Here is a 23829-nt window from a genome sequence, read left to right on the forward strand (position 1 = left end):
GGCAGTACCAACAACAATGGCGCGCCCATCAGCTACACCGTGGTGGCGACCACCAATGAAGGCACGGCCAGCAGCAGTGGCACGGTCACTATCGGAGTGGAAGGGGATATCAGTGTCAGCGCCACCAACCTGGTGCTGGCAGAAACGGATGCACCGGTGTCGGTATCGCTGGCGGCGCAGCTGGGTGTCAATGCGACCGACGCGGATGGTTCGGAGCAGGTGACCGGTGTGACGGTGACCCTGAGCAATGTGCCGGAAGGTGCGGTGATGGGGGCAGGCTGGGTGGCTGGCGCGGTGGCGGGCAGCTACAGCTGGAGCGGTGCGAGCACAGCAGGAGTGCCGGCCTTCACCTTGCCGGCGGACTGGAGCGGGGTTGTGAATGGCAACGTGGCGGGGACCACGGACGAGGGCGGGGCAGACAACAAGCCCTTCACCGTGACCGTCAATGCGACCAACGACGCGCCCATGCTGACCGTTTCGGATCTGCGCATATCTGAAGAGGGTTTGCTTGGAGCCAATCCGGATAACTCACCCAATCCGAGCGATACCACTGATAGCACATCCGCAGAGGCCACGGCAGGTGTGACGGATATCGACAGTAGTGCCTTTACCTTCACTCTCTCTGCACCATCAGGCTTGAGCTCCGGTGGGCAGCCTGTTGTGTGGAGCGGTATGGGATCTACAACCCTGGTAGGTTCTGTGGGAGGTAATCCTGTTATTCAAGTTTCTGTGGATCTCACAGGCAAATATACAGTCACCTTGTTGGGCCCTGTCGACCATGCGTTTGGAGACGATCAGGAAGGATTGAAGACATTTACCTTCAATCTGTCGGTCAGCGACGGTGACTTGAGTGATACCAAGCAGGTCAACGTGGTGATTGAAGACGATATGCCCGTGATTACCGGCATTGAAAGTCTGGAGGTGATGAATGTCGCCGCCATCACCACCGGTGGGCTGTTTGGCGTTTCTTTCGGTGCAGATGGTCCCCTGGCTACCGGTGGATTGAAATTGACCGGATGGCCTGATTTGGTAGGGATCACCGAGACCTTGTCAGCAGATGGCAAGACTCTGGTGGCTACTATCGATGACAGCGGGCTGCCACCTAAAGTGTTCTATACCTTGACACTCAATGAGAACAATACCTACAGCTTCAATTTGGTTACACCCCAGCCAACGCAAACATTTGCGATCGGCTCACAGTTTGGTGCCGGTGGGCCGGTCGAGACTATCGGGGTGACTGCTGGCGGCATTGGAGTTCTGTTTGATGGTTTGCTGTTCAATGGCAGTGTGAACAACCCCCAGAATCTGCCGAGCGGTGATCTGGATGATCTTAATCCGAACAATAACGGGTTCGGGATCAAGAATGGCAATCTGGACAATAACGAAGGGTTCAAGGTATCCACCACAACGGCTGTTGACGGGCTCTCTTTCAATGTCTATGGGGTCGGTAACACCAATACCAGCACCATACAGTGGGTAGCTTATGCCGCCGATGGAGTGACCGTCATTGACTCCGGCGAGCTTGTCCTGTCGGGACTCAAAGGAGCTATGCAGTTGGCCAGCATAGAACCAGATGGAGAGTTCAGTCAGCTCTATGTGCGCTTTGTGCTGGATGGCAATGACTCGGTGCGCATCGAAAACTTCGGGGTGATAGACAAGATAACTCCCCCCGACATTGAACTCGACTTCAGCGCTACCTTGACGGACGGTGATGGCGATCAGGCCAGCGCCAACTTCACCGTATCGGTCAATAGCAATGAGCCCCCTGTTGCCTCAAACATTCTGGTGGTTGGCAGCAATACCTCGGATATCCCAGACAGTACGGGGACGCCGACGACCGGGGATGATCACAAGGTACCCAACTCGGATGGTAGTGTTGATGGTGTTGTGGCTGGCGGTGCAGGTCACGATATTCTGGTAGGAGATGTGGGTGGTACCACCACCAATTTCATTCCAGGTCAGAACTACAATATCGCCCTCCTGGTCGACGTATCTGGCAGCATGGCTGGGGCCCGCCTGAGCATGCTCAAGGCATCCCTGACCCATCTGGCCAATCAGCTTAAGGAGCATGATGGCGAGATCAATGTCACCTTGATCAGTTTTGCCACCAATGCCAGTGAACGAGTGACCATTGTAGGTCTGGACGCCAGCAACGTGATCAATCTGACCAATGCCATTGATGCCCTGGTTGCCAACGGCGGGACCAACTATGAGGCAGCCTTCAATCAGGCCGTGCAGTGGTTCAACAACGGCACTCAGGCAGATCCCGACTATGAGAATCTGACCTTCTTCGTCACGGATGGCAATCCGACCTACTACATCAACGACAGCAATCAGGTTGCCGGTCCGGGCGATAGCACGACCTACACGGTGATCAAGGAGTCTGTCGATGCGTTTGAATCGCTAAGTGGCATCAGTCAGGTCAATGCCATCGGGGTAACCAGCAGCGTCAACCAGGAACTGCTCAAGTTCTTTGACAACACAACGGAAACCGGCTCACAGTTCTACTCTGCCGGCAGTTACCTTGATTTGGCTACTTTTGGTTCTGGAGGCAGTGGCATCAATGCGGCTGCTGGCTGGGTGCGTAGCGGTGATCAACAGGGAACGCACACGGTTACCGACGGTTATTTGCGAATCCGTGAGGATCGCACAAATTCCGATACGGATCGCACTGTGCTGGCGCTGGCCGTGGCCAATGCGATCCAGATTTCAGCTGCGCAAGCCGGAGCAAGCCTGCAGTTCCAGTACGCATTGAGTTCTGTCAATGCGAGTGACAGCTTCACATGGAAACTTGTAAGGCTGAATGGCGGGGTCTGGGATCTGGCCAACCCTCTGCAAAGCGGTACTGTCACAGGTATCAGTAATTCTGGTACTACCTCTTCCAGCACCATTACTACCAATGGGTTGGAGGTTGGGCAATACGGGTTTGTGTTTGAGCTGCTCGATAGCTCCAGCTCACGGACTGCTGAAGTGCGGATAGACAACATCCGGATCGAGCAGGGATTCAACGCCCCGATTGGAGAGGCCCAGATTGTGACCAGTGCAGAGCAGCTGACGGCAGCTCTGACCGAGGGGGATCAGATCACTGTGTTGCTGGGGGCTGGCAATGATGTAGTCGATGGCGGTGCAGGCAATGACATCCTGTTTGGTGATGTGCTCAATACAGACGCACTGGCTACCCAGCTTGGTTTGAGTCTGCCAGTTGGCTCCGGTTGGCTGGTTTTTGAAACCTTGGAAACCAATCATGGCTGGACGCGAGCACAGACTGTGGATTACATCCGAACCCATCTTACCGAGCTGAGTGAGGAGAGTGGTCGTAGTGGCGGCAATGACACTCTGTCAGGAGGCAGTGGCAATGACCTTCTCTTCGGTCAGGAAGGGAGCGATATCCTCGATGGGGGTGATGGAGATGATTACTTGGATGGTGGATCAGGAAATGACTCTCTGATTGGGGGCGCGGGCAACGATATCCTGATCGGTGGGCTGGGGAGTGACATCCTGCTCGGCGGTCTGGGAAGCGATATCATGACCGGGGGGGCTGGCAGCGATACCTTCAAGTGGCTGGCTGGGGATGTGGGGGGGACCGATGTGATCAAGGACTTCACCACTGGAACTGGAGGAGATGTGCTGGATATCAGTGAGTTGCTCACTGGCGAACATGCCAGTAAGGAGTCGCTAGATGCCTATCTCACTTTCACCAGCGGTCCGGGTACTGGCAAGTCTACGCTCACGATCGACCTTGATGGCGCGGGTAGTGGCACAACGACCCATGTTATCCAGTTTGACAACATCGATCTGACGCTGGGAGGTACACGTAATGATCAGACTATCATTGAAGACCTGTTGAATCAGGGCAATCTGAAGGTCGATCCGTAACCTTGTCTCGGGGCCGGGCTGGCCTGGCCCCTGTTTTTTCTCAAGGTGGATGGATAAGATAGCGGCTGTAGAGGAGAGGGTAATCATGCAGTCATTCAACTGGGTCGACATTGATGGCATCCGTTATAGCTGGGATGGACAGGGGAATATTACCTGCGCAGGCCAGTTTGGCTATCAGGCCTCGATCGCGGGAGACAGGCTGGATGGGATGGAGATAGAGAATGATGCCGGAGATGTAGCCGGATCACTCTATGTTGATTTTGCCTCTGCATCTATTTCCTATGTGCCCTTGATGGGGGCCGAGTCAGCTCAGAACATGATTCTGGTTGGCCATGATCTGGGGCAGCAGGAGTATCCATTGAGCAGTTTTCATGCTCCTTTGTTGCAGGATTTGCTGGGCCAGTCAGATACCATTGCTTGGTCCACAGAGGGATATCGCGGTGAAGGCCGTGACTGTAGCGCAGGGGGACAGGGACATGTTCTGTCGTGGGATTCCTTCCATTTTGATGATGAGGTGCTGGTCTGTGGTGCGACATCACCACTGGATAAAGTAGAGCAGACCCCAGATACCGGCAGCGTGGTCACCATCAGTCTCGATTTGACCAATCAGATACTGGATCAGCTCCCGCCCTTGCACGATATATGAATCCATTGGCTGCACGGGCATAATGACCTCAATCTTTCCGATAGAGGTTTTTTCTATGTGGCGTCCCCTTCTTACTCTTTCCGCTCTGATTGTCAGTGCTCCGGTGCTGGCGATTGAAGTTCCGCAAGCGCCCCATCTGGTGGTGAGTGGTTATGCTGAACAGAAGACCGAGCCCGATATGCTCACCCTCAATGTGGCTGTGAGTGCGTTGGACAAGCAGGGCCTCAAGGCCAAGCAGCAGGTTGATACCAAGGTGGCCGCCTTTTTTAGCAAGCTGGAAGGGTTGGGCATCAAGCGCAACGATGTCGAAGCTGGTAACCTGATGGTCTCGCCGGAATATCAGTATGGTGATAACAAAAAGCCGGTCTTGCTGGGGTACCGTGCCCAGCGACAATTGGCGGTGAAGCTCTATCAGCTCGACAAGTTGAGCCCCTTGATGGACACCGCACTCAAAGCTGGGTTGGAGTCCGTATCCCAGATTGAATACGGGTTGAAATCTCCACAGGTTATCAAGGAACAGGCTCGACTTAATGCCGTTGAGGATGCAAAAATCAAGGCTGAATCTCTGGCCAAGGCATTCGGGATGAAGCTTGGCAAGGTGTACAGCGTGGAGTATCGCAACACATCGCCCATCACCGGCTATAGTCGCAACTTCAAGATGGCACAACCCATGGCAATGGCGGCTGCTCCGGTGCCGGATATGGCGGATAGCAGTTATCAGCAACAGCAGATTACGGTCATTGACAATATCGAGGCTGTTTTCCTGCTGGAGTAACCCCTTCCCTCTTCAGCAGATGAACACTGTAGTGGGACAGAGCCATAAAAAATCCGGCCAATGTGCCGGATTTTCATTTTACAAGTCAGAGATCGAGTTTATGGACAGGGTACGGGAGTGAAGGAGTGATCTCCCAGGCAACGCCAACCCATTTCCGCTCCTCTCATTTGCCAGAGATTATCGCTGCGATAAAGAGTCAGAATATAGAGCATGTCGCTTTTGCCTCCATCGAGCGCAACCGAGAGCACCAAGTCATTATCCAGTTGCTGTGCATGGATGCGACTGGGGATGTCGCTATGGCCGACAAAACGGAGCGCTACCTCACGGTAGTCATTGACCCATTTTTGATGTTGCTCGCTCGCCTGACGTATCTGCTGGTTGAACTGCTGCACTGGCGCCGAGGCTAGTCGTCCAAAAACGGCTTGTGCTTCGGCATGTGCTGCTGTCACGTTCGCCAGGAGGAGAGTGGTAAGCATACCGATTTTGTACATGAGAATATCCGGCTAACAACGACTGCTTCTATGACAACAGAAAAGCCCATTTGGTTCAACGCACAACCCACGGAGGCATATGTCCCTGTGGGTGTGCTTTTTCAGTTGCGTTGCAGCGAGAAGGTGGGCAGTGACAGGTGCCAGTAGATGGCTGCCACCCGCAAACCGAATACGGCCGTCATGCAGATGAGCATGGCTGTTACCCTGTCCATGTTTGCCTCTAGGGCCAGAGTGTAGAGGATTCCACCCAGAATACAGGCTGTTGCATAGATCTCTTTTTGCAGCACCATAGGCACTTCACGTGCCAATACATCCCGGATCATGCCGCCAGCTACTCCAGTCATGGTCCCCATCAGCACCGCGATTAGCCCCGAGGTGCCAAAATTGAGAGCTTTTTGGGCTCCGATCACCGTAAAGAGAGCCAGCCCGAATGCATCTGCGACGGGCAGTACATACCAGGGCATTCTTCGGGGCAGTTTGACCATCCACATCCCGATCAGCGCCGTTGCAATGACCACCCAGATATAGAGAGGATCCCGAACCCAGAACACCGGTGTTGCTCCCAGGATCATGTCACGTATGGTGCCACCGCCTATGGCGGTAACTGCGGCTAATACCATGACACCAAACCCGTCCATTCTGAGCCGGCCCGCCACCAGAACCCCTGAAAACGCGAATACCGCAGTACCAAACATGTCGCTGATGTAAACAATCTGCTCAACCAGTGTCTGCATGGAAAACAACTCACGCCAAATTGTTGATGGGGCCGCGATTTTAGGGGCTGGAGAGCCCAATCGCCAACTGTGCTCGACAAAATTGAGAGTCGACACCGCTTTTTTCTCGCATCATGGACAGGGAGGGGCTCGAGTGTGCCTGTTTACCTCCTTGTTGGAGGAGGGGCGCGATGAGTTTCTGCCACGTTTTAGTGGGCGTTTTTTTCCTTAAGTTTATCCCCGACCTGTCGATATATAGGGTAAGCGGCGTTAATGCGATGAAGCGTTGAAAAAAATGCTAAAGACATCCAAAAACGAGCCGTTAAATAAGACGCATCGGGCACAGAAAATAATAAAGCCTGAGCAAATAGAAGAGTAAATTTAATAGCTTAGGAGAATAGTCATGGGCCTTTATATCAACACTAACGTTTCATCACTCAACGCTCAGCGTAACCTGATGAATACGACAAAATCACTGGATACATCCTACACCCGACTGGCATCCGGTCTGCGTATCAACAGTGCCAAAGATGATGCTGCCGGTCTGCAAATCTCAAACCGATTGACCTCCCAGATCAACGGTCTGGATCAGGGTAACCGTAATGCCAACGATGGCATCTCTGTGGCGCAGACTGCTGAAGGGGCCATGGAGGAGATCACCTCCATGCTGCAACGGATGCGGACGCTGGCTCAACAATCAGCTAATGGCTCTAATAATACTGATGACCGAACCGCGTTGCAGCAAGAGTATACCCAGTTGATGACAGAAATTGACAGGGTAGCCAAAGATACCACTTTTGGTGGTCAAACCTTGCTTAATGGTGGTTATGTTGGCTCTTTCCAGGTGGGGGCTGATGCTGGTCAAACAATTACTTTCAGGATGACCACCGCTTTTAGTATCTCCGGTATGGCATCGGCTACGAAAGGTAATGCTACGGTAACAACAACTACAACGGGTGAGCCCTATTCGATAGCGAAAAATGCGAGCGGGACAGTGACGACCACAAGCATTGGTACTATTACCACAGCCAAAGATGCACAATCCGCCATGGCTAACCTTGACTACATGATCAAGGTGGTGGACAGCAAGCGTGCGGAACTGGGTGCTGTGCAGAACCGGTTTGATTCAACTATTCGCAACCAAGCGAACGTCTCTGAAAACGTCAGTGCTGCGCGTTCACGTATTCGTGATGCGGACTTCGCCACCGAGACTGCAAACCTGACCAAGCAGAACATTTTGCAACAGGCTGCCTCGACAATCCTGTCACAGGCGAACCAGCGTCCCCAGTCAGCCCTTTCGTTGCTGCAGGGCTAACAAAAGAAAACAGGGCGGTTGTTCAGGCCGCCCTGGTCAAGAGATGGAACAAAGGGGTGTTCGGTTCGCACTCTGTTCTATCGGGAGAGATATAATTCTCTACTAGTAATGCCAAGTGTTGTCCAGCTGTTCAGTTCTGTCACGCTTGGTCATATTCTCCTGAGCATATGCTCATCTTTAGGCCGGTTTACCGGCCTCTTTTTATTGTGTCGCCAAATTGACGTCACTCTACACAACCTAAGCACAAACCGTGCCACATACATAATTCGGTCATGCCATCCGGCAATTCCTCTCTCTCCTCTTATGCTGTGTTGGCCATCTGGCTTTTCCTTGCCATATACCGGAGAAAAATTGCCGCGTTAGGCAACAATTTTCCTAAAGCTTGTCTCTGTACTGCCGTTAAACAAAGTGAAGCAATCGAGGGGTGTTCGGAATCCAACGTTTGCACTACTGCGGGTGACCTGTCCGTTCAAACAGACACCCGCCAGAAGGATCAGGCTTGTTCAACCTGTTCTTCTAACGGTGGGATGCCGCTTTGCTGGCGCAACCCGCAGTCGCATGTTCTTCGGGAGAATATTTTATGGCTATGTACATTAACACCAACGTTTCATCACTGAACGCCCAGCGTAACCTGATGAACACCAACAAGTCGCTGGACACCTCCTATACCAGGTTGGCATCCGGTCTTCGTATCAATACAGCCAAGGATGATGCTGCCGGTTTGCAGATTTCTAACCGTTTGACTTCACAGGTTAACGGGTTGGATCAAGGTAACCGTAACGCTAACGATGGTATTTCAGTAGCACAAACTGCAGAAGGTGCGATGGATGAAGTGACCACCATGTTGCAACGGATGCGCACTTTGGCTCAGCAATCGGCGAACGGTTCAAACAACACGGATGATCGTGTTGCTTTGCAGCAGGAATATGACCAACTGACGACTGAGATAAATCGTATCTCTGGCGATACCACTTTTGGTGGTCAAAAGCTGCTTGATGGTACTTATAAGGGGTCCTTCCAGGTCGGTGCAGATGCAGGACAAACAATTACCTTCAAGATGACATCGGCTTTCACCATCAAGGGTATTGCATCTGCGACAAAAGGAAGTGCAACAGTCACGACCACTACCACAGGTGAGCCGTATACGATTGGCAAAGCAACTTCAGCAGTTACTACAACTAGTGTCAGCAGTATTAAAACCGCTAAAGATGCTCAGACAGCCATGGCCAACCTTGATTTCATGATCAAGGCTGTGGACAGCAAACGGGCAGAGCTGGGTGCTGTGCAGAACCGGTTTGACTCCACCATTCGCAACCAGTCCAACGTCTCTGAGAACCTGAGCGCAGCTCGTTCCCGTATCCGTGACGCAGACTTTGCGACCGAGACAGCCAACCTGACCAAGCAGAACATTTTGCAGCAGGCCGCCTCCAGCATCCTGGCCCAAGCCAACCAAAGACCGCAATCAGCCCTGTCCCTGTTGGGTTAACAGGCTGTGATGAGATAAAAAAGGAGCGACGATATGGCCAATGAAATTGGAATTCCGTCATCGGTCACTCCTTCTTCTCTTCAGTCAAGTAGCAAGAGCGGCCAATCGGCCGCTCAAGTGCTATCTGGCACAGCAGAAGAGCAGCGGGGGGCGGCCAAGGATATTGAAAAGCAACAGGGACTGCCTGAGCAGGAGAAGGCGGGCAAGCCGAAGATTTCAGACAAGGAAATTGAGAAAGGGGTACAAAACTTGCAAGAGTTCAGTCAGTTGCAAGGATGGACCGTCAATTTTAGTGTCGAAAAGGAACTGGAGCAGGTTGTTATCAAGGTAATGGATGCCAATACCAAATCAATGATCCGTCAGATACCAAGCGAAGAGTTGCTGGCTATCAGCAAACGAATCCAGGATCTCCGCGAAGGGGATGTGATTGGTGGCGGCTCCCGAGTCGGGTTATTGCTTGATAAAGAGATTTAATAGTTACGTTTGCGAGGAGAGTGAGTATGGCCACTATTACGTCTGCTGGTGCGGGCTCTGGACTGGACTTGGAGTCTGTCATCGCTGCAAGTGTTGATGCCAAGAAAGCGCAGCTTTTGCAGCCAATTACCACCAAAAAGACCAACGCCCAGATCACTCTCTCAGGGGTAGGACAGCTGAAGTCAGCAATCGCGACTTTTGTCACCACTCTGAAGGCGATGTCAAAGGATGATGCGTTTAACAAACGTGCGATAAACATCACCCAGGATAAAGATAATCCGGTCCTGAAGGTGGAGAGTAAGAGCGGCGCTTCAAACGGGCAATATGACATCAGTGTCGAAAAATTGGCGAAGACCAGCAAATTTGAAGGCAGTTTCGCCTCTTCGACCACATCTATGATCACTCAAGATGGCACCCTGACATTTAAGGCTGGCGACAAGACCTTTGATGTAGATGTTAAAGCAGGAGATTCACTCCAGTCCATTCGCAAGCGCATCAACAATGATAGTGACAACTTTGGTCTTAGCGTCAATATCATGAATACCTCCGATGGCAAGGCGGCACTTGTGATTGACTCTGGTGTCAGTGGAACAGGTAAGGATCTGCAGATAACCGGCAGTACACCAGAGCTGGCTGACAATTTCATCTCCAAGCTGACCCAGAAGCAACAAGCCCGTGATGCTGAGATAAGCGTGGATGGCAATAAATTGACCAGTTCGACCAACACCTTCGATGGCACCATTGTGGGTCTCAAAATTACGGTGTTGAAAGAGTCTGATAGCACCACTACCACGAGCCCGAGTGATGGTACCGTGACGACCACTTACAAGCCAAACAGAGTGGATGTGACGACAGACAAGGCTGGCATCAAGACCATGGTGCAGAGCTTTATCGATGGCTATAACGCTCTGGTGAAGAAGAGCAACGATCTGGGCAAACGCAGCTCTATCGTAGCCGGCATCAGTCAGAATGATGGTGGCGCCTTGGCGGGGGATGCAACGACCAAGGCAGTGACCAACCTGATGAGTGGCACCGTCACTGAGCCTTCGAACAACTCCTCAACCTTCTCGACCATCTTTCAGTTGGGGGTCAAGATGGACAACAAGGGAGTGCTCTCACTTGATTCGACGAAATTCGATGAAGCGGTCGAGAAGAACTTCGACCAGGTAGTGGCTGTGTTTGGTGGCAAGGACGGAGTTGCTGGTAAGTTGGCTAGCCAGCTTGAGACCTACTCCAAGACAGGGGGGCTACTTGCCAAGCGGGAAGAGACGCTCAATTCGGACCTGCGTGATGTCAACCGCAAACAATCAGATGTTGCGGCGCAGCTCACCAAATATGAAGAGACGTTGAGGGCCCGCTACGGCAGTCTGGATACCTTGCTGGCCAAGATGAACAAGTCTGCCTCCTATCTCAACCTGCTCAATACCAACACCAAAACCAGTTAATTTGTAGTCAGGAGCGGTGTCTCATATGTATCGAAAAACGATCAAGGCCTATACAACCCAGAGTTTGCAGTCTGAGCTGGCTGTGGCGGATCCCTATCGCGTGATCCAGTTGTTGATGCAAGGGTGTCTCGAGCGTCTCGCTCAGGCCCGCGGTGCAGTCGAGCGTCGCGATTTCGAGGGTAAGTCCCAATCTATCTCCAAGACGCTGGCCATTATCAATGGTCTGCAAGATTCACTTGATCTCTCTTATGGCAAGGTACCCGAAGATCTGTTCGCACTTTATGACTATATGAAAGTGCGCATGATGGATGCCAGCCGTGACATGGATGTAGGCGCTATTGATGAAGTTATGAACCTCATGCTGACGGTCAAGAGCGGTTGGGATGCCATCCCTGTCGATGAGCGCGACAAGGCGCTGGCACAGCAAAAGGTAGGCAGACCGGCATGAATGAGGTCAACGACACTTCTGTGTCAGCCTTGATGAGACTGGGCGAACAGTTGCAGTCTCTACTGGTACAAGGTGAGCTGGTTGCTGCAGAACAGCTGGCTGAACGTTATCTGCATGATCTGGAAGAGGTGTTCGGGTCACTGCCTCGGGAAGAGGCAATCAATGTGGAACAGCGGCAGGCACTGCTGCAGTTCCAGCTTATTCATGATTGGGTGGGTCAGGAAAAGCAGCAGGCTGAAGCACAATTACGACAATTCTCCCAGGCTGGACGTGCATCCGGTCTCTACAAGCTGAATGCAGGTTAGTTTGACATGGATATCCATCACAAAATTCATGATGTAGAAAGTGAACTGGCACGCCTGGCTCTGCAAAAGCAGCAGGAAGCCGCCATGCTGGAAGTACTCCCTGTTCGTTATGATCTCAATATGGCTGCATTTGCCAAATTCATGCCCGCCATTCATGACTTTTTCAAAGCATACCAGCCTGCCAGGCCTTTTCGTTTCTTCTGTAATGAAAATGGCGTTCCCAATATTCTGTGGCTTGACGAGGGCGTCTCGCTTTATGGGGACGATCCATTTAGCGAGGTTCAGTCGCAGATTGCCGAGGTCATTGAACAAAGCGTTTTGCAGTGCATCGATTTTGTGCCTCAGTGGTATATCGACGGCCAAATCCATATCAAATACAACAATGAAATCTCCAAATTAAAAGAGAAGTCAGCGCTGGAAGGATTGCGTCTCAACGCGGCATTACATTCCGATATTCCTCTGGCACTGATGTATGGCATTGGTTTGGGCTACCAGCTCGGTTGCTTGTATGAACAGTGCAAGATCAAGAATCTGTTTGCTTTTGAGCCCGATCTTGACATGTTTTATGCCTCGCTTTTCTGCTTTGACTGGCATCAGCTGCTCGCCTACATGGATGAGGAGTCGATCAGCCTTCATCTCTTTATCGGTGTTGACGAGCAATTACTGGTCGCTGACATGATGGAGGCGCTGCATCGCAAGGGCGCATTCTGGTCGGCAAGCTATTTCTCCTTCTGCCATTACCACTCTCCCAAGCTAGACGCCTTGATAACACAGGTAGAAAGGGAGTTTTATCTGCTCAAGACGGGGTGGGGGTTCTTTGATGACAACATCTATGCACTTGCCCATAGCCACACCCATCTGCAAGATGGCACCCCCTTTTTGAAACGCTGGCGGGATAGCAGCCCCTTCGAACAGGTCCCGGTCTTTGTGGTTGGCAATGGTCCCTCACTGGATCAGAGTATCGAGTTCATCCGGCAGCATCAGCAGCAGGCCATCATCATCGCATGTGGTACGGCGGTCAGTGCGCTGTATAAAGCTGGCGTCAAACCGGATATCTACGTTGCAGTGGAGCGAACTAAAAGCTCTGCGGATTTTCTGAATATTCTCAATGCCGATGACTTTATCAAGGATACGGTGTTTCTGAGCGTTGATGTCATCCATCCTGAATGCAAGCGTTTTTTTCGCAAAACAGGATTGGCATTCAAGCCCAATGAGCCGATGTTCTCCATGCTGATTAGCGCGTTTGGTCAGGCATTCGAGTACGATAATATCGAATTTTCCAATCCGTTCGTTGGTAATACCGGCCTCAATTATGCGGCCTTGCTTGGCTTCAAGCAGGTGTATTTGTTTGGTATCGACAATGGCTATAAAACAGCCGGACAGCATCACTCCAGCCTGAGTCTCTATTACAACGACAAGCAAGAGGCTAAATACCAGGAAAACTTAAAGAATACTTTCCCGGCACCGGGTAACTTTGGCGACGAAGTGCGTATCAACCATCTATTTGGACTGGCCATTCATAATATGGCCCGTGTATTGCGTGATTATCCCGAGATGCAGTGCGTCAACAGTAGTGACGGCGCTTATATCGAAGGGGCGATCCCTCGCCGTGTTGAATCGTTGCAACCAGAATGGCCGGTACTTGACAAGATCTCACTCATGGATGAAGTGATGGCGACTTGTTTCCAGCCTTTTGACATGGCCAGTTTTGATTTTGCCGCTGCGTTGCAGGTGCCGCTGTTCGTTGAGCTTGTGGACAAGTTCCGTGATGACTGGCGCCAGGTAGCCTGTGAGCACAACGCGGTGCTGGCGATGATGCAACGCCATCACGACTATCTGCTTTATCTGTTGATGAGCCGCGAATCCCATCTCTATCGGGTCTTGATCGGTTCAATGAACTATTTCTACGCCAATATCATCAGCCTGATGATGTCGCAGGTGACAGCAGAACCCGAGGTACTGGCGGTCAAGATAAAAGAGGCGCAGGCAATCCTGGAGTTATTTTTCGAGGACAGCAAAGTGATGTATGCCGATGCGTTCGATGGCCATGATACCACCTACTTTACCGGCCTGGATGTGTTCAAGCGCTAGTCCTTGAATCGGATGGGGATGACTCTGTTCATCTCCATTCCCTAACAGTATGATATAGAAGTATTTAATCCTTTCAGGTGCATATATGGCCACCCTTTCCCTGGCATCCACCGCATTTCTCATGCCCGGTAATGTGGCATGGGCTCCTTTGGCCCGACATGCACAGTTGCAATTTTGTCCTCAAGGTCAATGGCAGCCGATGGCCGCTTGTGACGGACATCTGGTGCTCTGGTTTTGGGAGCAACTGCTGACCGACAGCGAATGCCAGCATTGGTACACCTTGGCTGAACCCGCATTGTCCGAGACCATCGACACCTGGTTGGAAGCATTGCTCTCGCCACTGCGGGGGCTCCCTCATCTTTATCTCGGTGCCTGTTCACTGCAAGGCGGCGGTGTGAGTAGCGCTCTTCATCCCTGGATGATGCAGCTGGATGTCTGCTTTACCCGAGCGCTTGCACGTCACCACATTAGGGATTTGGGGCTGGGTCGCTGGCTCTCTGAGCAGGGGCGAGCCCATTGTGTGGACGAGCGTAATCGTTACCTTCTTTCTTGTCCTCTCTCGATGCACGGCTTGACCAGCCTTGCCGACTGGATTGCCGCGCGTTGGATGCTTGATCAGGCGCCAATACGCAAGGTGCTGGTGCTCGATTGTGACAATACCCTGTGGGGGGGGGTAGTGGGTGAAGAGGGGTTGACTGGCCTTTACCTTGGTCAGGACGGTCTCGGCAAACTCTATCAGTCGTTTCAGGATGCGGCGCTTTACTGGTATCAGCGCGGCGTGTTGTTGGCATTGTGCTCTAAAAACGAGCCTGCAGATGTTTGGCTGGTGTTTGAGCAGCATGGCGCCATGAGACTCAAAAGGCGAAATATTGCAGCATCTGCCATTGGTTGGGGCTCTAAATCTCAAGGTTTGCGACATATTGCTGCCAGCCTCAATCTGGGGCTTGAGGCCTTGGTCTTCTGGGATGATTCCCCCCTGGAAAGGGCTGAAGTTCGCCATGCCCTGCCACAAGTCGATGTCATTGAACCACCAGCAGATATTTGGGCATGGCCTACAACCTTGCTCACTTATGGGGGGTTCTCGCGCATCTTCAGTGGTGATGACGCTCTTCGTCAGGCCTCCTATCTGGCATTGGCAGACGCCGCCCGGTTACGTAGCGAGGTTGGCAGTGAACAACATTTTCTCGCCTCCTTGTCGTTGCGTGCGGCGATACAGCCGTTGGCGATGGATAACCTTGCTCGTGCCGAGCAGATCATCCATAAAACCAACCAGTTTAATCTCTCCTGTCAGCGATATGAGGCGAGCGAGCTCAAACGGCTGGCGCAGTTTGGCTGGTGCTGGCTAGTGTCGTTGCAGGATCGCTTTGCCGATCATGGCTTGGTTGGCTTGGTGCTGATCATAAACATCACGCCCAAACTGGCATTGCTCGATACGCTGGCTCTGAGTTGCAGAGTGTTGTCCAGAGGACTCGAATATTGGTTACTGGATAGAGTCTCGGCTGCATTGCGCGAGGCGGGGATCGAGCGTCTGGTTATTGGCTCGAATCGTTGTGCACGTAATGAACCTGCGCTGACATGGTTGGCATCCCTGCCGTTGACCCCCTGTGATAATCCGGATCCCGCCCGTTTTTCCCATGAGCATTACCATAGTCTGGCGCTCGAACAGCTGAATTTGCCTTTTTTGGAGTTTTATCACCATGACTGATCTCTTCACTCTGTTGGAACAGCAGTTTCCTTCTGCAACCGTCACGCGAGACGACTATCAGTTGGGACTTGGGGCCTTTCCGGAATGGGATTCGCTCGGCCATTTCAATTTTCTGTTACTGGTTGAACAGACGTTCTCGGTACGCTTCGAGCCTGAAGAGCTGGCGACGATGAAACAGCTTCAGGATATTCGTGAGGCGCTGTTGCGGCGTGGTCTTGTGCTGTGATTGAAGCTCTCTCTCATGTTCTTGGCTCCCTTGGGATCGCGCGAGGGAGCGCTATAATGGTTCACTCTGACGCCATGGCTGTGGCCCAGTTTCCAGGACGGGGCAATGAAGCCGGCATACATGCTTTTTGGCTCGGAATGCAGGAGTGGCTTGGAAACGAGGGCACTCTGCTGGTGCCAACATTCACGTATAGCCTGACTCGTCAGACCTGTTTCGACAGGGCGACGTCTCCCAGTGAAGTGGGCCTGATGACGGAGCTGTTTCGCACTCTGCCAGGGGTTGCGCGGACCCGCGATCCTATCTTCAGCGTTGCGGTATGGGGAGCGGGGCGTGACCAGGTGGTTGCAGCAGGGGGTCATGACTGCTTTGGTGAAGAGAGCCCCTTCGCCTGGTTGGCGGCTCACGATGGCTGGATTGCCGGTTTTGCCTGTCATCCCGATCGCATTACCTTCACCCACTATGTCGAGCAGCAACTAGGTGTTGATTATCGCTTTATGAAACGTTTTGAGGGGGATGTCCGCGAGCAGGGAATGGTGCGCCCCTGGTATTGTGACTACTTTGTGCGAAGACTCGATCTGGCCAGCGAGATAGATCTTTCCCGTCTGGTTGAAGCCCTTAAAAATCAGGACAAATGGCACCAGGGGTTATTTGGCCGGTTACCTGTCTGGGCAGTTCGCTGCGCCGACTTTGCCGCGGTGGCAAAAGAGCTGATCGCTGTCCATCCCCATGCGCTTATCAGGGAGGGGAGATGAAACTGCACCATATTGGACTGGTGGTGGCCGAACTGGATCTTGGCGTACGTTATTGCTGCGAGACCCTCGGGCTTTCCCGCTTTAGCGAGCCGGTGCTCGATCCTTTGCAGCGGGTGCATATCTGTTTTGCCTATGATGATGCGGGGATTTGCTATGAGCTGATTGCTCCTGCCAGTGATGATAGCCCGGTTAGCCAAGCGTTACGCACGCGCCATAACCTGCTTAATCATCTGGCTTATGAGGTGGCAGACCTGGCAATGGCTGCCGAAAAACTGCGGGCCCAGCGTCATCTTCCCCTCGGGCCCAGCCAGCCGGCCATCGCGTTTGGCGGCGCCCACGTCCAGTTTTTCCTGAGCCCCCTTGGCCACATTGTCGAATTGATCGAGGCACCCACCCCATGAGTTTTCTACCCAAGAGCGGCTATCTGCCCACCGACTGGGACGACCAGGCACAGGTCGGTGAACAGCTGCATCGACTGCTCACCCTGCTGTTTCCGCTCAACCGCAGCCTGACCGGGGACGGGGTTCGACAGTCGTTGGCCCTGTGGCGCGAGCACTGCCTGCCCGGGCTGCAGATCCATGAAGTGGCCAGCGGCACCGAGTGTTTCGACTGGACCGTGCCTGACGAGTGGAACGTGCGGGAGGCTTACATAGTGGGGCCGGATGGACGCAGGGTGGTAGATTTCCAGGACCACAACCTGCATCTGGTCGGTTACTCGGAGCCGGTGCGCTGCACCCTCTCACTGGCCGAGCTGCAGCCCCATCTTCACTCTCTGCCCGAGCAGCCGGACGCCATTCCCTATGTGACCTCCTACTACAAGCGCCGCTGGGGCTTCTGTCTGCCCCATCGGCTGCGAGAGGCGCTGCCGGAGGGGGAATATCAGGTGGTGATCGATGCCACCCTGGCACCGGGCTCGCTCACCTATGGCGACTGGGTGCTGCCGGGGGAGAGCGAGCAGGAGATCCTGCTGTCGAGCTACACCTGCCACCCCTCCATGGCCAACAACGAGCTCTCCGGCCCCTGCGTTGGCGTCTTCCTGATGGCCTGGCTGGCGTCACTGCCAACACGTCGCTACAGCTACCGGCTGATGCTGGTCCCTGAAACCCTGGGGGCCATCGTCTATCTCTCCCGCCATCTGGACCAGCTCAAGCAGCGTACTCTGGCCGGGTTCAATCTGACCTGCCTTGGCGATGATCGTGGCTACTCCTTCCTGCCTTCCCGCCAGGGCAACACGCTGGCGGATCGCATCGGTCGCCATGTGCTCGGCCATCTGGCACCGGGCTATAAAGCCTACAGCTTCCTGGAGCGGGGCTCCAACGAGCGGCAGCTGTGCGCGCCCGGCATCGATCTGCCGGTCACCTCGGTGATGCGCAGCCGATACGGCTGTTATGCCGAGTACCACACCTCGCTCGATGACCTCTCGCTGGTGACGCCGGCCGGTCTGGCGGGCGGCTTCATGGCGCTGCGCCGGGCCATCGAGTGTCTGGAGCTGGACGAGCGCTGCGAGGTCACCGTGCTGGGCGAACCCCAGCTCGGCAAGCGGGGGCTCTACCCGGATTTGTCGACCCGCTATTCGGGCTGGCAGGTGCGGGAGATGATGAATCTGCTGGCCTACAGCGACGGCAAGCTGACCCTGTTCGAGATCGCCGAGACCATAGGGGCGCCGTTCTGGCGGGTGGAGCCGCTGGCGCGGATGCTGCTGGAGGCCGGGCTGCTGCGTCGCCTCAGCCCGCAACCGGACTACTCGATCACCAGATAGGCCGGTCCCGGGTTGTGCGGGGTGCGACGGATGGCGTAGCGATCCAGCCCCAGCACCTCCTTGAGGGCCAGGGTCTCCCCCGGGAAGGCGGGCCAGTTGAGCTCATCGAATGCCAGCACCGATCCCTTGGTCAGGTGCGGCTTGATGAGCTCGAGGCAGCGGCGGGTCGGCTCGTAGAGATCAAAGTCAAAATAGGCCAGCGCAACCATGGTCTCCGGCTGACGAGCCAGATAGGCCGGCAGCGTCTCGGTCACATCTCCCTTCACCAGCTCATGCTTGACGATATGGTCCAGCGGACTTTCCGCCTCATGGGCGGCGAGCAGCCGGGCCAGATGCTGCTCATAGCCCGGCGTCACCCCGTAGGCACCGGGCTGGATGGCGGCGTCGCTGCCATCTTGCGGGGCGTGGGAAGGGAAGCCGCTGAAGGTATCGAACCCCACCAGCTTGCGGTTGTAGTTGTAGGGTTCATACATGCCGCGAAACGAGGAGAAGAGCGCCAGGTTCTGACCCCAGCGGGTGCCGAAATCCATGATGACGCCGTGGACCGGCACGATCTTCTGATACAGCTCGTGCATGAACAGGATGCGGGAGAGCGACTGGCGCTTGAGGTAGAGGCCCAGGTTGTTCTGCAACTCGGCCGCGGGCAGCGGGCTGGTGTGCAGCAACTCGCTGAAGGTCTGGCGGCGTGACAGCTCTTCATCGGAGGCGTTGGAAATGGCCTTGATCATCAATGGTCTCCTGTGGTGGTGTCGCCGGCCGGGGTCGACAGGCAGTGCACCACTTCATATTCGAGGTAGTCGGCCAGCCCCAGCCAGTCCTGGCGTTCCTGGCACTGCAGCAGGGCGGCTACCAGTCCGGGCGGCAGGTTGCCCTGCTCGGTGAGCACCTCTTGCAGCAGTTCCGGCAGTGCCTGACTCGCGGCGACCGACTGCCCCAGCCGAAACTGGTGCGCCAGGGCGGTGAGACGGGTGATCTGGCCGTTTTTCATTGCACGTACTCCGGGTGATAGTGGCAGCCGGCGATCTCCGCCCCCTCCCTGCTGCAGTTCCAGAATTGCACCTCGGGGTGGCGCGCTATGTAGCGCTCGAGCTCGGTGCGGTAGGCGGAAAAGTTCGGATTGGTCTTGACCCGCCGGCCATGGCCGTCGAGGGCCCAGCTGAGTGCCAGCGCGGCGCTGGGGCCGAGGGCACCGTCGGCCCAGCCCGAGTGGGTGAGCTCGCCGGGAAAGGCGAAGTCGGTGCCCAGCAGGATGACCTGGTGGCAACCCATCTGCACGGCGAGATCCACGGCTGGATGAATGACGCTGCCGCCCGAGTGCAGCACGCCTTTGGGGAGCGTCTGCCGCAGTTGCTGATACATGGGGCTGCGGGAGTAGGCGGTCTTGCGCGGCCCCTGCCAGGCCAGCAGGGCTGCCGTGGGAACCGTGGGGTAATAGACCAGGGTGGTCTGGGCCGACTGGGCGGCGGGCAGCCGGTTGCCGTGGATGGCGTCATCGATGGTGACGACGATGTCGGGCCGGATACCGTGGCTGAGCAAAAACGCCAGCGCGGTATCGACGCTGATCAGCAGGTAATCCTGCCGACGGCGCTGCAACTGGGCCTGCAGGGTGGCCAGGTTGTGCTGCAGGGTTGGGCCACTCGCCACGATCAGCGCCTGCTTGCCCTGAGCCAGACCGAACAGGGAGGCCACATCGCCGTCGCCGGCCAGGAGATCGCGGTTTTCGGCCAGCCGCCGGGTGATGTCGGGGTGCTCGGCGTCGAACCTAGCCCGGGCGAACGGCAAGTCGATTTCACTCACCAGCCGGTCGCGGATGCGGGCGGCGGCATCTTCCACCAGCAGCAGCTCGGGCGGCAGGGCGAAGAAGGGCAGCCGCACCTCCCCTTCGTCGCCGGCCATCATCAGCTCGACCCTGGGGTCAGTCAGCCAGTCCTGCTGGTCTAGCAGCCGCAGTACCAGGGCAAACAGGGCGCCATTCATGATCTTCACTTCCAGCCGCTTGAGGCTGCTGCGCCCCAGCAGAGCGCGCGGCAGATCGCCGAGCCCGGTGCCGTAGAGGTGCAGCACCGGCTGCTCGGGCAGGCTGGCGGCCTGCTGCTCGGCTTCTTTCACCCGATCGTGCCGGCTGGTGAGCTGGATGCCGTGGAGGCTTAGGGTGGAGCCGAGCCCTTCGGTCAGCTCGGCCGGCAGGCTTTCAACGTCCTGTGCCAGCAAGCGGGGCCAGAGGGCGGGCCAGCGCTGGCTGATGAGCCTGCCGTGCTGGTTGAAGAGATCATCACTCATCGTTATCTATCCACTCCCAGCTCAGCGGTTGATTGGCACTCAGGCTGCGGTTGACCCGCTTGCCGATGAGCCGATCGTAATCGGCCGGGGGCAGGCCGAGGGCGGGGCGCACCGACTTGATATGCGCTGCGGTGAGCTGCTCGCCGGCGGCCATCTCCTTGACCAGATAGAGGGAGCGGCGAAACGCGCGGTTACCCTGTTCACTGGCGGTGAGCTGGTAATCTGCCACACCGAGGGCGGCATGAGCGGTATTGACCGAGGCTACCAGTTCGGTAAGTTCAGCCGGTTCCATGGAGAAGGCGCAATCCGGTCCGCCGTCGGCGCGGGCCAGGGTGAAGTGTTTCTCGATCAGGGTGGCCCCGAGCGCGGTGGCGGCGATGGCGGTGGCAGAGCCGAGGGTGTGATCGGAGAGCCCCACCTCGACCCCGAAGCGCTGGCGCAACATGGGGATGGTACGCAGGTTGTACTCGGCTGCCGGCGCCGGATAGCCGCTGACACAGTGCAGCAGGGCCAGCTGGCCGTTGCCATGCTTGAGCGCAATATCGACCGCGGCGGCGATCTCGGCCTCGTTCGCCATGCCGGTGGACATGATAAGCGGCTTGCCGGTCTGGGCGGCGTAGCGGATGAGGGGCAGATCCACCAGCTCGAAGGAGGCGATCTTGTAGGCCGGGCAGTCGAGGGATTCCAGCAGATCCACCGCACTGAAGTCGAACGGACTGCTGAAGACCGTCAGCCCCAGCTCGCGCCCTTTGGCAAACAGTGCTTGGTGCCACTCCCAGGGGGTGTGCGCCCACTCGTAAAGGTCGTACAGGTTGCGACCATCCCAGAGGCCGCCGTGGATCTGGAACTCGGGCCGATCACTGTTGAGGGTGATGGTGTCGGGCCGGTAGGTCTGCAGCTTGACCGCACTGGCCCCGGCTTCCCTGGCGGCGGTCATGATGGCCAGTGCGCGATCCAGGTTGCCGTTGTGGTTGGCCGACAGCTCGGCGATCACGTAGGGAGCCTGCGCCGGGCCGATGGATTGATGGGCGATCTGCATCTGTGTTCAGACTCCTGTGCCAAGTTGCCAGCCTTGCGGCGCCAACTGCCAGGGGGCAGGGGGCGCTATCTGCGGTGGCTCGGCAAGATAGAGGGGAAATTGGGAGAAAATTGTTCGCAAGCGATGTGCCAGCTCTTGCCACTCCGCTGGTTGCAGTGGCCGGGTGGCCTGCCATGTCAGCCGCTGGCCGTTCAGGGTCAGGGTGAGCAGCGGGCGGTCATCATGGCGTAGTTGCCACTGCTGGCCATCTGGTAACAGCTGATAATCCGATTGTTGCTGCAACCAGGCGGTGAGCCGATCCAGCCCCAGCCCGTCCACCTGCTGCTGGCCGCGGCGGCGGTAGTCGTCTGACTGTTGTTCAAGCCGTTGCAGAACCTGCAGCAGCCGCTCAGGCTCGGCCAGCTCGCTCAGGGTCAGCCGCTCGGCCAGCTGAAAGCGGGCGATCACCTGGTCGTTGAACTGCTGGTTGTCGACGATGGGCACCGCCAGGGTCGGCAGGCCGAGACAGGCCCGCTCCCAGGTCATGCCGCCGGCGGCGCCGATGGCGAAGTCGTGCCGGCTCATCAGGTCGGCCATCTGGTCGCTCTGGCGCAGCAGCACAAGGTCGAGGTCGGCCAGTTCGGCCACTCTCTGTTCCAGCTCGGGCCAGAAGGGATTGGCACCGCCCGCCACCAGAGTCCAGCGTATGGTGCGGGTCCAGGGCAGCCGGGCCAGGCTGTTGAGGGTGATGAGGCAGGCGCCGGCCGGGTCGGCGCCGCCAAAGCAGACAAGCCCCCGTCGCCACTGACTGGCGTGTTGCCGAGCCAGCCGGCGATAGGCGGGGCGCAGCAGGGCATAGTCGGTGCCCAGCAGCAGCCGGCAATCGGCTGGGGTGAGCGGCTGGTAATCGGCGGTGCGGCGCAAGGGGCCCTGATCCAGCAGTAGCTGGCAGTGGTGCGGTCGGTCGGCCAGATCATCGATCACCAGCACGCGGCGGCAGTGGGCGGCCAGCTGGGTTTCGAGCCGCTGGTCAATCTGGTAGTGATCAAACACTAGCCAATCGGGCTGCAAGCCAGGCAACGGGCCAGCGGCGTCCAGCGCGCTCAGGGGATGATGGTGATGGGGCCGCAGCAACGACAGCAGGTGCGCCGGCAGATCGTGGCAGAGGAAGTGGCACTCGGCCCCGGCGGCGTGCAGCCGATCGGCGATGGCCAGGCAACGCATCAGGTGGCCCAGCCCGATCTCGGCGCCGGCGTCGAGCCGGAAGGCAACCCTAAACGTCATCTTGGGCCAGCACTTGATAGAGCAGTTCGGCCAGGTGCCAATCTTCCGGCGTGTCGATGTCGACTACCCTGTGCCTCGGCAGTATGTGGCCGATCCCTTCCCCGCCCACCGGGCTGATCCCCCCCAGCCAGGCAGCCCGCGTCCCCCAATAGAACTGGCCGGCATCCTGATAGGCAGGCTCCAGATCCTGAGAGCGTTTCGCCATCTGCTCCGGCCAGAACGGCGTGACCCTGCCTTGCGCGTCCATGCGCACCGCCCGCTGGATCGGGAAGCCGAATTCGGCCACCGTGTAGACGAAGGGAGCCTTGCTTGCGATCAGCCGCTGATAGGCGGCCTTCAGGCCATCGGCTTGGATAAGCGGGACCGTGGCATAGATGCAGCAGTAGTGCTCTGCCTGGATGCCTAACTGATCGAGCCGCTGGATAGTGTCGATCACCACAGGGGTGGTACCTGTGTGATCATCGGCGAGGCTTGCAGGCCGAAGAAATGGCACTTCCGCGCCCAGTTGACGAGCAACTTCGGCAATCTCCTCATCATCGGTGGAGACCACCACCTTGTTGAAACAGCCTGATTGTTGCGCCGCCAGGATGGCATAGGCGAGCATGGGCTGGCCACAAAAGGGGCGGATATTCTTGCGTGGAATGCGTTTGCTGCCACCCCGGGCCGGGATAATGGCGATGGCCATGATGGGCTCTCTCTGCTGGATTAATGACTGGCCAAAGCCAGGATAATCGATGACA

The 23829-nt window shown here is 56.1% G+C and carries 23 protein-coding genes; 15 read left to right on the forward strand and 8 right to left on the reverse strand.

The window, feature by feature from the left end:
* Positions 1 to 42 precede the first annotated feature (42 nt).
* The 3 genes from G5171_RS00005 to G5171_RS00015 all read left to right on the forward strand — a co-directional run bounded on the left by G5171_RS00005 (position 43) and on the right by G5171_RS00015 (position 5297).
* Positions 43 to 3876 (forward strand): type I secretion C-terminal target domain-containing protein, encoded by a 3834-nt coding sequence (locus tag G5171_RS00005; RefSeq protein WP_421259639.1) that lies wholly within the window; start codon positions 43 to 45, stop codon positions 3874 to 3876.
* A gap of 85 nt (positions 3877 to 3961) precedes the next feature.
* Entirely contained in the window at positions 3962 to 4522 is a 561-nt protein-coding gene (locus G5171_RS00010) for a hypothetical protein (RefSeq protein WP_236348911.1), read from the forward strand.
* Positions 4523 to 4577: 55 nt separating this feature from the next.
* A complete protein-coding gene (locus G5171_RS00015) occupies positions 4578 to 5297 on the forward strand; it encodes an SIMPL domain-containing protein (RefSeq protein ID WP_421250318.1) in 720 nt (239 codons plus the stop codon).
* 98 nt (positions 5298 to 5395) lie between these two features.
* Here G5171_RS00015 and G5171_RS00020 read toward each other — a convergent pair whose 3' ends face one another.
* On the reverse strand, positions 5396 to 5788 hold the full coding sequence (locus G5171_RS00020; protein WP_005346723.1) for a hypothetical protein: 393 nt from the start codon (positions 5786 to 5788) through the stop codon (positions 5396 to 5398).
* 101 nt (positions 5789 to 5889) lie between these two features.
* Positions 5890 to 6522, reverse strand: coding sequence for a trimeric intracellular cation channel family protein (locus tag G5171_RS00025; RefSeq protein ID WP_033138630.1), 633 nt, complete (start codon positions 6520 to 6522; stop codon positions 5890 to 5892).
* Positions 6523 to 6904: 382 nt separating this feature from the next.
* Between G5171_RS00025 and flaA the strand changes: the two genes are divergently transcribed.
* The 12 genes from flaA to G5171_RS00085 all read left to right on the forward strand — a co-directional run bounded on the left by flaA (position 6905) and on the right by G5171_RS00085 (position 18507).
* Positions 6905 to 7816, forward strand: coding sequence for a flagellin A (flaA, locus tag G5171_RS00030; RefSeq protein WP_005346712.1), 912 nt, complete (start codon positions 6905 to 6907; stop codon positions 7814 to 7816).
* Positions 7817 to 8396: 580 nt separating this feature from the next.
* Positions 8397 to 9302, forward strand: coding sequence for a flagellin B (gene flaB / locus G5171_RS00035; RefSeq protein WP_005346708.1), 906 nt, complete (start codon positions 8397 to 8399; stop codon positions 9300 to 9302).
* A 33-nt stretch (positions 9303 to 9335) separates the two neighbouring features.
* Positions 9336 to 9776: a flagellar protein FlaG gene (locus G5171_RS00040; protein ID WP_216978512.1), complete on the forward strand. Its 441-nt coding sequence runs from the start codon at positions 9336 to 9338 to the stop codon at positions 9774 to 9776.
* A gap of 26 nt (positions 9777 to 9802) precedes the next feature.
* Positions 9803 to 11221, forward strand: coding sequence for a flagellar filament capping protein FliD (fliD, locus tag G5171_RS00045; protein ID WP_421259640.1), 1419 nt, complete (start codon positions 9803 to 9805; stop codon positions 11219 to 11221).
* A gap of 25 nt (positions 11222 to 11246) precedes the next feature.
* Positions 11247 to 11669, forward strand: coding sequence for a flagellar export chaperone FliS (fliS, locus tag G5171_RS00050; RefSeq protein ID WP_005346697.1), 423 nt, complete (start codon positions 11247 to 11249; stop codon positions 11667 to 11669).
* A complete protein-coding gene (locus G5171_RS00055; RefSeq protein ID WP_005346693.1) occupies positions 11666 to 11974 on the forward strand; it encodes a hypothetical protein in 309 nt (102 codons plus the stop codon). Before fliS ends, G5171_RS00055 begins: the two co-directional genes overlap by 4 nt.
* A gap of 6 nt (positions 11975 to 11980) precedes the next feature.
* Positions 11981 to 14065, forward strand: a complete 2085-nt coding sequence (locus G5171_RS00060) for a 6-hydroxymethylpterin diphosphokinase MptE-like protein (RefSeq protein WP_421259641.1) — start codon at positions 11981 to 11983, stop codon at positions 14063 to 14065.
* Positions 14066 to 14150: 85 nt separating this feature from the next.
* Positions 14151 to 15770: an HAD-IIIC family phosphatase gene (locus G5171_RS00065; protein ID WP_421250316.1), complete on the forward strand. Its 1620-nt coding sequence runs from the start codon at positions 14151 to 14153 to the stop codon at positions 15768 to 15770.
* Positions 15763 to 15996, forward strand: a complete 234-nt coding sequence (locus G5171_RS00070) for an acyl carrier protein (protein ID WP_216954016.1) — start codon at positions 15763 to 15765, stop codon at positions 15994 to 15996. Before G5171_RS00065 ends, G5171_RS00070 begins: the two co-directional genes overlap by 8 nt.
* The gene (locus G5171_RS00075) at positions 15993 to 16748 is read left to right on the forward strand and encodes an AAC(3) family N-acetyltransferase (RefSeq protein ID WP_419772935.1); all 756 of its coding nucleotides are present in this window, start codon (positions 15993 to 15995) and stop codon (positions 16746 to 16748) included. The genes G5171_RS00070 and G5171_RS00075 overlap by 4 nt, the downstream gene beginning before the upstream one ends.
* Positions 16745 to 17149: a VOC family protein gene (locus tag G5171_RS00080; RefSeq protein ID WP_005346679.1), complete on the forward strand. Its 405-nt coding sequence runs from the start codon at positions 16745 to 16747 to the stop codon at positions 17147 to 17149. Before G5171_RS00075 ends, G5171_RS00080 begins: the two co-directional genes overlap by 4 nt.
* The gene (locus tag G5171_RS00085; RefSeq protein WP_421250314.1) at positions 17146 to 18507 is read left to right on the forward strand and encodes a DUF4910 domain-containing protein; all 1362 of its coding nucleotides are present in this window, start codon (positions 17146 to 17148) and stop codon (positions 18505 to 18507) included. Before G5171_RS00080 ends, G5171_RS00085 begins: the two co-directional genes overlap by 4 nt.
* On the opposite strand, the gene G5171_RS00090 is transcribed toward G5171_RS00085, so the two are convergent.
* The 6 genes from G5171_RS00090 to pseF are packed head-to-tail and all read right to left on the reverse strand — an operon-like array spanning position 18489 to position 23774.
* Entirely contained in the window at positions 18489 to 19235 is a 747-nt protein-coding gene (locus tag G5171_RS00090; protein ID WP_421243772.1) for a crotonobetainyl-CoA--carnitine CoA-transferase, read from the reverse strand. The two genes, G5171_RS00085 and G5171_RS00090, sit on opposite strands and share 19 nt — an antisense overlap.
* The gene (locus G5171_RS00095) at positions 19235 to 19495 is read right to left on the reverse strand and encodes a hypothetical protein (RefSeq protein WP_010635733.1); all 261 of its coding nucleotides are present in this window, start codon (positions 19493 to 19495) and stop codon (positions 19235 to 19237) included. The genes G5171_RS00090 and G5171_RS00095 overlap by 1 nt, the downstream gene beginning before the upstream one ends.
* Positions 19492 to 20787, reverse strand: coding sequence for a motility associated factor glycosyltransferase family protein (locus tag G5171_RS00100; RefSeq protein WP_421250313.1), 1296 nt, complete (start codon positions 20785 to 20787; stop codon positions 19492 to 19494). Before G5171_RS00100 ends, G5171_RS00095 begins: the two co-directional genes overlap by 4 nt.
* Positions 20780 to 21826: a pseudaminic acid synthase gene (gene pseI, locus G5171_RS00105; RefSeq protein WP_216978520.1), complete on the reverse strand. Its 1047-nt coding sequence runs from the start codon at positions 21824 to 21826 to the stop codon at positions 20780 to 20782. Before pseI ends, G5171_RS00100 begins: the two co-directional genes overlap by 8 nt.
* Before the next feature lie 6 nt (positions 21827 to 21832).
* Entirely contained in the window at positions 21833 to 23089 is a 1257-nt protein-coding gene (gene pseG / locus G5171_RS00110) for a UDP-2,4-diacetamido-2,4,6-trideoxy-beta-L-altropyranose hydrolase (RefSeq protein ID WP_421259642.1), read from the reverse strand.
* Complete coding sequence (gene pseF, locus G5171_RS00115; protein ID WP_337073752.1) at positions 23079 to 23774, reverse strand: pseudaminic acid cytidylyltransferase; 696 nt, start codon at positions 23772 to 23774, stop codon at positions 23079 to 23081. The genes pseG and pseF overlap by 11 nt, the downstream gene beginning before the upstream one ends.
* Between the last annotated feature and the right edge of the window lie 55 nt (positions 23775 to 23829).

This window comes from Aeromonas sp. 600774 (assembly GCF_049175075.1).
Classification (GTDB): domain Bacteria; phylum Pseudomonadota; class Gammaproteobacteria; order Enterobacterales; family Aeromonadaceae; genus Aeromonas; species Aeromonas veronii_A.